The sequence below is a fragment of the Streptomyces hilarionis genome (genome assembly GCF_024539675.1).
Taxonomy (GTDB): Bacteria; Actinomycetota; Actinomycetes; order Streptomycetales; family Streptomycetaceae; genus Streptomyces; species Streptomyces hilarionis.
Window position 1 is genome coordinate 1 of the sequence record NZ_JAHHIT010000232.1, and the last position, 9,754, is coordinate 9,754.

Consider the following 9,754-nt stretch of genomic DNA (forward strand, 5'->3'; position numbering starts at 1 on the left):
CGGGGAGGGTGGGGATGACGGCGGTCGTCCCGCGGATCCGTCCCATGTCCTGAACGAGGTCGGTGACGGCCTTCTCCAGGATCCGCAGCGTCTCGGGGTCGTTCGTGACGTGTCGGCCGAGCCGGACGGCCTCTTCGATGTCCTGGTGCGGAACCGCGAGGTCGAGAAGCACTTCGGCCAGCTCGTCGGTGTTCGGCAGCATGTGTGGCGGCCCCCCTCTTGGTCGTCTCGCTCGTCTCGGCCGTCGTGGTCGTATGGCCGTCGTGGGCGACGTGATCGTCGGTGTGGATCCCTGTGGAGAACGTCCGGGGCGAGGAGTACGTTGCAGTGAGGAGCGGTGTTTTCACGATGCGTACGGGCAGTGAGCCGACGACCGCGCGCAGTGCGCTGCGGCTGCGTCTGGGGCTGGCCCTGTGGGGCCTGGCGTGGGCGCTGTTCGGCACGACCGCGTTCGCCCTCGTGGGGCGTCCGGGGTGGGCGGCGGCGTGCGGCGCGCTGTGGGTGGTGACCACCGTGGATCTGGCGATGGTGATCCGGCACATCCGGCAGGGCCCCCACTATCAGCCGGGCCGCGACATTCCGCCGTACCTGCCGCCGGAGCGGCGGTGGCCCTGAGGGAGGCCGGCGCACTCGCCTGCGAGGTGGTGCGGCGGCACGCGGGCGCGGGGCGACGTACGGGGAAGGGAGGGGGAACGGGGGCGTGGTCCGCGACGGGGGCGGCCCCCGGGGAGCAGGGGTGGCGTCGCCGGGGAGCGCGGGCGTGGTCAGGTGTCGAAGCGGGCCGCCTTGAGGTACTGCGGGTTGGGGTCGAGGGCCGCGGCCAGTCGGAAGTGGCGCTTGGCCTGGTCGCCGCGGCCTTGTCGTTCGTAGGTGCGGGCGAGGGCGAAGTGGGCGAACGCGTTGTCGGGTTCGCGTTCCAGCACCACGGTGAACTCGAGTTCGGCGGGCCGTAGTTGCGCGGCGGCGAAGAAGGCGCGTGCGCGCAGCAGGCGGGCGGCGGTGTTCTCCGGGTGCGCGGCGATGACCTTGTCGAGCAGTTTCACCGCGCCCCGCGGGTCCCGGGCGGCGAGCAGTTGCTCGGCGGCGCGGAAGTCGATGACGTGTGTCTCCGGAGTGCGTCCGGTCGAACCTGCGGTATCGGGCACGGAAAAATCCTTCCCTTGCTGGGAGGGTTCAACGCGCGGAGCCGGGGGCCCTATTCCGGGGAGGTGTCGTGGTGGGTGTGGGCTCTGCGGACGAGGTCGTTCCATACGTCCGTGACGCGCTGTCGCAGTTCGGGGAGGGGCACGTCGTTGTCGATCACGATGTCGGCGATCGCGCGGCGTTGTTCGCGTGTGGCCTGGGCGGCCATGCGGGCGCGGGCGTCCTGCTCGGTCATGCCGCGCAGGCGTACGAGGCGGTCGAGCTGGGTGTCGGGGTGGGCGTCGACGACGATGACGAGGTCGTAGAGGGGCGCGAGGCCGTTCTCGGTGAGGAGGGGGACGTCGTGGACGACGACGGCATCCTCGGGGGCGGAGGTCTCCAGTTGGCGGGAGCGGGCGCCGACGAGGGGGTGGACGATCGCGTTGAGGAGGGCGAGTCTGTCGGGGTCGGCGAAGACGAGGGAGCCGAGCCGGGGGCGGTCGAGGCTGCCGTCCTCGGTGAGGATGTCCGCGCCGAAGGCGTCGACGACGGCCGCGAGGCCTTCGGTGCCGGGGGCGACGACTTCGCGGGCGATGCGGTCCGCGTCGATCAGCAAGGCGCCGCGTTCGACGAGCAGTCGGGACACTTCGCTTTTGCCGGCGCCGATCCCGCCGGTCAGGCCCACCTTCAGCATGACGGGAAGCTTAGGGCCTGCCGGTGACATCGCACTCGGCAGGCCCTGCCTGCTCGCGGGTCCGGGTGGGGCCGTGGACCGTGCCGTCGTGGGCGGCGGGCCTCAGCCCTCGCCCTCGCGTTCGGCGAGGAATCGCTCGAATTCCTGCCCGATCTCGTCCGCGGAGGGGATGTCGACGGGTTCGGCGAGCATGTTGCCGCGGCTTTCGGCGCCGGCCGCTGCGTCGTACTGGTGTTCCAGGCCTTGAACGAGGCTGGTGAGTTCCTCGTCGCCTTCCTGGATCTGGCGGTCGATCTCGGTCTGCGTGCGGTGGGCGTCGGTGCGCAGCGAGTGGGCGATGCCGGGCAGCACGAGGCCGGTGGCCGCGGTGATCGCTTCCAGGACCGTGAGGGCCGCGTCCGGGTAGGTGGAGCGGGCGATGTAGTGGGGGACGTGCGCGGCGACGCCGAGGATGTCGTGGCCGGCTTCCATGAGCCGGTATTCGATGAGGGCCTCGGCGCTGCCGGGGACCTGGGCCTCGTCGAAGGGGCTGCGGTGGCCGGGCATGAGGTCGGTGCGGTTGCCGTGCGGGGTGATGCCCACGGGCCGCGTGTGGGGGACGCCCATGGGGATGCCGTGGAAGTTCACCGAGAGGCGCACGCCGAGTCGTTCGACGATCTGCTTGACGGCGACGGCGAAGCGTTCCCATTCGACGTCCGGCTCGGGGCCGGAGAGCAGCAGGAAGGGTGCTCCGGTGGCGTCCTGGACGAGGCGCACTTCGATGGTCGGCTCTTCGTACTCGGTCCACCGGTCGCGTTTGAAGGTGAGCAGCGGGCGGCGGGCGCGGTAGTCGACGAGCCGGTCGTGGTCGAAGCGGGCGACGAGCTGGTGGGGCAGCGAGTCGAGGAGCCGGTCGACGATCTGGTCGCCGGTCTCGCCCGCGTCGATGTATCCGTCGAAGTGGTAGAGCATGACAAGTCCGGCCGACTCCTGGGCCAGTGCCATGTCGACGACTGCCAGGCCTTTCGGCTCCCATGCGTACAAACCCTGCGGATCAAGCACTTGGACCGCTCCTCCTCGTGTTCATAGAGGACAACGCGCTTGGCGGCGTGGGCATTCCCGCCGGGCGATCAAGATCGGCGGTCTGTCGCGGAACTTCCGGCTGTCCGGCCGGCCTGTCCGTCCGCTGTGGTGGCTCGTCGCGCCCAGGGGGGGGGCGAGGCACTGTGACGGGCCCTGTGGTGACGGGCCCTGTGTGAGGGGGCTGGCAACGGGCGCTGTGTGGCGGGTCTCGGTCGACCGTCGCCGGCGCGATCCGGGCGGTGGTCGCTCAGCGCGGGTGTCGGGCGTACAGGGGGACGGTACCCGGCCGGCGGCTCTCCAACCGGGCGGCAGGTCACCGGGGCGGGTGGCCGAGGGATTGCTCCCCGTGCCTGCGCCGTCGTCCCTTCGCGTGAGCCTCGATCCCCGGGTGACGCGGAAGGCCCGCACCTCGTGAGGTGCGGGCCTTCGGCTACTGCTTGTCCTGCTTGTACTGCTGGTCCTGCGTCTACCGCTCGTACTGCTTTGCCGCTTGCGTGGCTCAGCAGCCCGTGGTCTCCCGGGGGGAGGTCAGCTCTGGCCGCCGGCCAGCTTCTCGCGGAGCGCGGCGAGCGCCTCGTCCGAGGCCAGCGCGCCAGAGGTGTCGGCGCCCTCGGAGGAGTACGAACCGCCACCGCTCGCGGCCGGAGCCGCACCCGCGGCTTCGCCGCCTTCGGCGGCAGCGGCCTCGTCGGCCTCGCGGGACTTGATGACCTGGGCCTGGTGCTGCTCGAAGCGCTGCTGCGCCTCGGCGTACTGGCCCTCCCACGCCTCGCGCTGGGTCTCGTAGCCCTCGAGCCAGTCGTTGGTCTCGGGGTCGAAGCCCTCGGGGTAGATGTAGTTGCCCTGGTCGTCGTACGACGCGGCCATGCCGTAGAGCGTCGGGTCGAACTCGACCGAGGCCGGGTCGGAGCCGAAGGACTCGTTGGCCTGCTTGAGGGACAGCGAGATCCGGCGACGCTCGAGGTCGATGTCGATGACCTTGACGAAGATCTCGTCGTTGACCTGGACGACCTGCTCCGGGATCTCCACGTGGCGCTCGGCCAGCTCGGAGATGTGGACCAGGCCCTCGATGCCCTCGTCGACGCGGACGAACGCACCGAACGGAACCAGCTTCGTGACCTTGCCGGGGACGACCTGGCCGATCTGGTGCGTGCGGGCGAACTGCTGCCACGGGTCTTCCTGGGTCGCCTTCAGCGACAGGGAGACGCGCTCGCGGTCCATGTCGACGTCGAGGACCTCGACCGTGACCTCCTGGCCGACCTCGACGACCTCGGAGGGGTGGTCGATGTGCTTCCAGGACAGCTCGGAGACGTGGACCAGACCGTCGACGCCACCCAGGTCCACGAAGGCACCGAAGTTGACGATCGAGGAGACCACGCCGGAGCGGACCTGACCCTTCTGGAGGGTCGTGAGGAAGGTCTGGCGGACCTCGGACTGGGTCTGCTCCAGCCAGGCGCGGCGGGACAGGACCACGTTGTTGCGGTTCTTGTCCAGCTCGATGATCTTCGCCTCGAGCTCCTTGCCCACGTAGGGCTGGAGGTCGCGGACGCGGCGCATCTCGACGAGGGAGGCCGGAAGGAAGCCGCGGAGGCCGATGTCGAGGATGAGACCACCCTTGACGACCTCGATGACGGTACCGGTGACGATGCCGTCTTCTTCCTTGATCTTCTCGATCGTGCCCCAGGCACGCTCGTACTGAGCGCGCTTCTTGGACAGGATGAGGCGGCCTTCCTTGTCCTCCTTCTGGAGGACAAGGGCCTCGATCTCATCGCCGACGGCGACGACCTCGTTGGGGTCGACGTCGTGCTTGATGGAGAGTTCGCGGCTCGGGATCACGCCTTCGGTCTTGTAACCGATGTCGAGCAGGACCTCGTCCCGGTCGACCTTCACGATGACGCCGTCGACGATGTCGCCGTCGTTGAAGTACTTGATCGTTTCGTCGATCGCGGCGAGGAAGGCTTCCTCGTTACCGATGTCGTTGACCGCAACCTGCGGGGTGGTGGCGGTGGTCTCGGTGCTGCTCGTCATGTGGGAAAGGGCTCCGGTTACGGACAGAAAGTCGTAGGTACTGCTACGCCGGGAGCCCGTATCGCTCTGAAGAAGCCGGACAGCCAAGGAAGCGCCCCACCAGAAAACTGGTGATGACGCCTCGAGAACCGAGGGGACAACGACAGATGCGAGCGCAGCCTGCTACGTCTGAGGTGCGCAGGCCCGCAGCGCAACTTGTAGCATACGGGGGCAGCCGGGCAGGGTCAATGCGCGAAGGCGCACACCCGGGGCAGATCGCCGCATACCCGGCACACAACCTTTCTCCCGAGGCCACGCAGGCCGCAGGAAGTCCCTTCGGCGACACCTGGGTGCCACCGTCGGGCGGGTTGCACGGAAGAGTACGACGAGGGAGCCGATCATCCAAGAGCCCGCATCGTCCGAGACGGCCTTCGAGCCGGAAGCCACCCGACGTGACGCCGACGTCGCCGAGAGCACCCGGGCCAACCGGGGCTGGTGGGACCGCAACGCGGACGAATACCAGATCGAGCACGGCACTTTCCTGGGCGACGACCGTTTCGTGTGGGGCCCGGAGGGCCTGGACGAGGTGGAGGCGGAGCTGCTCGGCCCGCCGGAGGAGCTGAAGGGCAGAGCGGTGCTGGAGATCGGCGCCGGCGCGGCCCAGTGCGCGCGGTGGCTCGCCGCGCAGGGCGCGCTGCCGGTGGCCCTGGACATCTCGCACCGGCAGCTCCAGCACGCGCTGCGCATCGGCGGCCCGTTCCCGCTGGTGTGCGCCGACGCGGGCGCGCTGCCGTTCGCGGACGAGTCCTTCGACCTGGCGTGTTCGGCGTACGGGGCGCTGCCCTTCGTCGCCGATCCGGTGCTGGTGCTGAAGGAGGTGCGGCGGGTGCTGCGGCCGGGCGGCCGTTTCGTGTTCTCGGTGACGCATCCGATCCGGTGGGCGTTCCCGGACGAGCCGGGTCCGGAGGGGCTGACGGTGTCGTCGTCCTACTTCGACCGCACGCCGTACGTGGAGCAGGACGAGCAGGGCCGGGCGGTGTACGTGGAGCATCACCGCACGCTGGGCGACCGCGTGCGCGACGTCGTGGCGGGCGGTTTCCGGCTGGTGGACCTGGTCGAGCCGCAGTGGCCGTCCTGGAACTCGTCGGAGTGGGGCGGCTGGTCGCCGTTGCGCGGCAACCTGATCCCGGGGACGGCCGTCTTCGTGTGCGAGCGGGACTGAGCGCGGGGCGGGCGGGGACGGCCGGGCGGCCGCGCCCGGTGGCGCACGCGTGTGGGGGCGTGTCCGGCCGCGTATGACACTGGGGGCGTGATCCTCCGTGACGACGCTCTGGACGCGCTGCCCGTGCGGGCGGCCCTGCCCGCCCTGACCGACGCCCTGGACGGGCACGGGGCGGCCGTGCTCGCCGCGCCGCCCGGCACGGGCAAGACGACGCTGGTGCCGCTCGCCCTGGCCGGGCTGCTGGGCGAGGGGCCGACCCGGCGGGTGGTGGTGGCCGAGCCGCGGCGGATCGCGGCGCGGGCGGCGGCCCGGCGGATGGCGTGGCTGCTGGGCGAGCGCGCAGGCGAGTCCGTCGGGTACACGGTGCGCGGGGAGCGGGTCGTGGGCCGGCACACGCGTGTGGAGGTCGTCACGACCGGTGTGCTGCTGCAACGTCTTCAGCGGGACCAGGAGCTGACGGGCGTGGACGTGGTGGTGCTGGACGAGTGCCATGAGCGGCATCTGGACGCGGACACGTCGGCGGCGTTCCTGTGGGACGTGCGCGAGGCCCTGCGGCCGGAGCTGCGGCTGGTGGCGGCCTCGGCGACGACCGACACGGCGGGGTGGGCGCGGTTGCTGGGCGGGGCGCCGGTGGTGGAGGCCCAGGGCGCCGCCTTCGACGTCGAGGTGGTGTGGGCGCCGCCGGCGGGGGCGGTGCGGCCGCCGCACGGGATGCGGGTGGATCCGGCGTTGCTGTCGCATGTGGCGTCGGTGGTGCGGCGGGCGCTGGCGGAGCGTTCGGGGGACGTGCTGTGTTTCCTGCCGGGCGTCGGGGAGATCGCGCGGGTCGCGGGGCTGCTCGGGGCGCTGGACGGGGTGGAGGTGCTCCAGGTGCACGGGCGGGCGCCGGCGGCGGTGCAGGACGCGGTGCTGGCGCCCGGGGCGCGGCGGCGGGTGGTGCTCGCGACGTCGGTGGCGGAGTCGTCGTTGACGGTGCCCGGGGTGCGGGTGGTCGTGGATTCGGGGCTGGCGCGGGAGCCGCGGGTGGATCACGCGCGGGGGCTGAGCGCGCTGGCGACGGTGCGGGCCTCGCGGGCGGCGGGCCGGCAGCGGGCGGGGCGGGCCGGTCGTGAGGCGCCGGGGGCGGTGTACCGGTGCTGGGCGGAGGCGGAGGACGCGCGGCTGCCGTTGTTCCCGGCGCCGGAGATCAAGGTGGCCGATCTGACCTCGTTCGCCCTTCAGGCGGCGTGCTGGGGCGATCCGCGGGCGTCGGGACTGGCGTTGCTGGACCGGCCGCCGGCGGGGGCGATGGCGGCGGCCCGGGAGTTGCTGACGGCGATCGGCGCGGTGGACTCGGCCGGGGCGGCCACCGAGCGGGGGGTGCGGCTGGCGCGGCTGGGGCTGCACCCGCGGCTGGGGCGGGCGCTGCTGGACGGGGCGGCGTCGGTGGGGGTGGAGCGGGCGGCCGAGGTGGTGGCGTTGCTGAGCGAGGAGGCTCCGCGGGAGTACGGGGACGATCTGGCCGCCGCGTTGCGGGCCGCCCGGCGCGGGGGTGACGCCTACGGCGGGCGCTGGCGGGCCGAGGTGCGGCGGCTGCGGGCCGTCGCAGGGGACGTCTCGGGGCCGTCGGGCGCGCTGTCCGCCGCCGAGGGGGAGGCGGAGGGCGGCGCGGAGGGGCTCGTGGGGCTGGTGGTGGCCCTGGCGTTCCCCGAGCGGCTCGCCAGGGCCGACGGCGGCTCGTATCTGATGGTGTCCGGGACCCGGGCGGAGGTCGGTCGGGGCACCGGGCTGCGGGGGGCGCCCTGGCTGGCGGTGGCGGTCGCCGACCGGCCGGTGGGTGCGGTGCACGCGCGTGTGGGGCTCGCGGCGGTGGTGGACGAGGAGGTGGCCCGGCGGGCGGCGGGGGCGCTGCTGCGGGAGCGGGACGAGGTCCACTGGGCGGACGGCGAGGTGGTGGCGCGGCGGGTCGAGCGGCTGGGGGCGGTGGAGCTGGCCGTGCGTGCGCTGCGGGACGCGGACGCGTCGCTGGTACGCGGTGCGCTGGTGGAGGGGCTGCGGCAGGAGGGGCTGCGGTTGCTGCGGTGGTCGCCCGAGGCGGACGCGCTGCGGCAGCGGCTCGCGTTCGTGCGGCTGCATCGGGGGGATCCGTGGCCGGACGTGAGCGACGCGTCGCTGCACGCGCGCGTGGACGACTGGCTGGAGCCGGAGCTGAGCCGGGCCAGGCGGCGGGCGGATCTGGGGCGGATCGACGCCGGGCAGGCGCTGGGACGGCTGTTGCCGTGGGCGTCCGGCGAGGCGGGACGGCTGGACGAGCTGGCGCCGGAGCGGTTCACGGTGCCGAGCGGGTCCAGGATCAGGGTGGACTACGCCGATCCGCAGCGTCCGGTGCTGGCGGTGAAGCTCCAGGAGATGTTCGGGATGCAGGAGTCGCCGCGGGTGGCGGGGGTTCCTCTGGTGGTGCATCTGCTGTCTCCGGCCGGGCGTCCGGCGGCCGTCACGTCGGATCTCGCGTCGTTCTGGCGGGACGGCTACCGGGCGGTGCGGGCGGAGCTGCGGGGCCGTTATCCGAAGCATCCGTGGCCTCAGGATCCGGTGGGCGCGCAGGCGACGCGCCACACCAACGCGCGGCTCAGGCGGTGACGGGCCGTGGTGCGGCCGGCACGGCGGGATCGGCGGGGGCCGGGTGGTGTGGGCGGCGGGAGCGGGCCTCCAGGAGAAGAGAGAGGGCCGTCAGCGCGACGCCGAGCAGGAGGAAGCCCCAGGGGAGGTAGGAGGTCAGGAGCAGGACGAGGGTGCGGTTGGACCTGACCAGGTCCACGGTGTGCTCGATGTAGTCCTCGCGCATCTTCACGTGTCCGGCGAACGCGGTGACCTTGGCGCGGCCGCCGAGGAGGGTGCCGCCGCGCAGTTCCTCCCGGTGGATCTCCTCGCCGTAGACGGGCGCTCCGGTGACGGGTTCGACCCAGAACCTGCGGACGGTGGTGTACCAGCGGGTGGTGCCGGTCCTGGCGACGGTCTGGGGGGTGATGCCCTGGACGGGCATCGTCTTGGGCATGGGGACCCGGGTCCACGGGACGGTCTGTTCGAAGTAGTAGACCTTCAGGCCTCGGAAGTCGCGGGTGCCGCGGTAGTGGATGGGGGCGGTGGTGCGGGTCTGCGCGTCGAAGTACTCGTAGTCCCGTTTCTGGGTGAGGAAGGGCCACTTGAACTCGATGCCCGTGCGCCGGACGGGGTCGCCGTCGACCATCTCGCCGGTGGCGTGGACGGGCTCCTGTGTGTGGGCGTCGAAGATGTAGCGCTCGGGGACCTTGGAGACCATCTTGCCGTCGGGTCCCTGGACGTAGGACAGGCCGTCCCAGACGACGACGTCGCGGCCCGCGGTCTCCTCGATCTTCTCGGCGGCCCGCACGTCGCCCTTGAGGGTCTGCACGATGGTGACGTGGGGGACGGTGCGGGCGGTCATGGTGCCGTAGTCGAGGAGGGTGGCGTTCTTCGCCTCGAGGACCATCGTCTGGTACTCGTCGGCCGGGATCTTGGCCAGGCGTGGGTAGGCGTACCAGCGCAGCAGGGGGGCGAGCGCCGCGAAGAACACGGCGAGGGCGAGCAGGACCAGGGCGGCGGTACGGCGCATCTCGGCCTCCTTCGCGGACGGCGGCGGCGGGCGGGGC

9 protein-coding genes are annotated in these 9,754 nt (G+C 72.2%); 3 read left to right on the plus strand and 6 right to left on the minus strand.

Going from position 1 to position 9,754, the window contains the following annotated elements:
• On the minus strand, positions 1 to 202 hold a 202-nt coding region (locus KMS84_RS36000), incomplete at its 3' end, for an acyltransferase domain-containing protein (protein ID WP_256920745.1).
• Between the two features lie 146 nt (positions 203 to 348).
• Between KMS84_RS36000 and KMS84_RS36005 the strand changes: the two genes are divergently transcribed.
• Positions 349 to 615 (plus strand): DUF6343 family protein, encoded by a 267-nt coding sequence (locus tag KMS84_RS36005; RefSeq protein ID WP_256920746.1) that lies wholly within the window; start codon positions 349 to 351, stop codon positions 613 to 615.
• Positions 616 to 764: 149 nt separating this feature from the next.
• On the opposite strand, the gene KMS84_RS36010 is transcribed toward KMS84_RS36005, so the two are convergent.
• The 4 genes from KMS84_RS36010 to rpsA all read right to left on the minus strand — a co-directional run bounded on the left by KMS84_RS36010 (position 765) and on the right by rpsA (position 4,906).
• Positions 765 to 1,145 (minus strand): tetratricopeptide repeat protein, encoded by a 381-nt coding sequence (locus tag KMS84_RS36010; RefSeq protein ID WP_256920747.1) that lies wholly within the window; start codon positions 1,143 to 1,145, stop codon positions 765 to 767.
• Between the two features lie 50 nt (positions 1,146 to 1,195).
• Entirely contained in the window at positions 1,196 to 1,816 is a 621-nt protein-coding gene (coaE, locus tag KMS84_RS36015) for a dephospho-CoA kinase (RefSeq protein WP_256920748.1), read from the minus strand.
• Positions 1,817 to 1,918: 102 nt separating this feature from the next.
• Positions 1,919 to 2,857: a PAC2 family protein gene (locus tag KMS84_RS36020; protein ID WP_256920749.1), complete on the minus strand. Its 939-nt coding sequence runs from the start codon at positions 2,855 to 2,857 to the stop codon at positions 1,919 to 1,921.
• A 549-nt stretch (positions 2,858 to 3,406) separates the two neighbouring features.
• Positions 3,407 to 4,906 carry a 30S ribosomal protein S1 gene (gene rpsA, locus KMS84_RS36025; RefSeq protein WP_256920750.1) on the minus strand — a complete coding sequence of 500 codons (1,500 nt, stop codon included), beginning with the start codon at positions 4,904 to 4,906 and terminating at the stop codon, positions 3,407 to 3,409.
• A 376-nt stretch (positions 4,907 to 5,282) separates the two neighbouring features.
• On the opposite strand from rpsA, the gene KMS84_RS36030 reads away from it, so the two are divergent.
• Both KMS84_RS36030 and hrpB read left to right on the plus strand, forming a co-directional pair.
• On the plus strand, positions 5,283 to 6,107 hold the full coding sequence (locus KMS84_RS36030; protein ID WP_438819025.1) for a class I SAM-dependent methyltransferase: 825 nt from the start codon (positions 5,283 to 5,285) through the stop codon (positions 6,105 to 6,107).
• A 90-nt stretch (positions 6,108 to 6,197) separates the two neighbouring features.
• Complete coding sequence (gene hrpB, locus KMS84_RS36035; RefSeq protein ID WP_256920752.1) at positions 6,198 to 8,726, plus strand: ATP-dependent helicase HrpB; 2,529 nt, start codon at positions 6,198 to 6,200, stop codon at positions 8,724 to 8,726.
• Here hrpB and pgfA read toward each other — a convergent pair.
• Positions 8,716 to 9,717 (minus strand): cell envelope lipid trafficking protein PgfA, encoded by a 1,002-nt coding sequence (gene pgfA, locus KMS84_RS36040; RefSeq protein WP_256920753.1) that lies wholly within the window; start codon positions 9,715 to 9,717, stop codon positions 8,716 to 8,718. The two genes, hrpB and pgfA, sit on opposite strands and share 11 nt — an antisense overlap.
• Positions 9,718 to 9,754 lie beyond the last annotated feature (37 nt).

Bases quoted from the DNA above. Each gene is read 5' to 3' on its own strand.
- KMS84_RS36005 (WP_256920746.1), top strand. From the start codon at position 349: ATGCGTACGGGCAGTGAGCCGACGACCGCGCGCAGTGCGCTGCGGCTG.
- coaE (WP_256920748.1), bottom strand. From the start codon at position 1,816: ATGCTGAAGGTGGGCCTGACCGGCGGGATCGGCGCCGGCAAAAGCGAA.
- rpsA (WP_256920750.1), bottom strand. From the start codon at position 4,906: ATGACGAGCAGCACCGAGACCACCGCCACCACCCCGCAGGTTGCGGTC.
- pgfA (WP_256920753.1), bottom strand. From the start codon at position 9,717: ATGCGCCGTACCGCCGCCCTGGTCCTGCTCGCCCTCGCCGTGTTCTTC.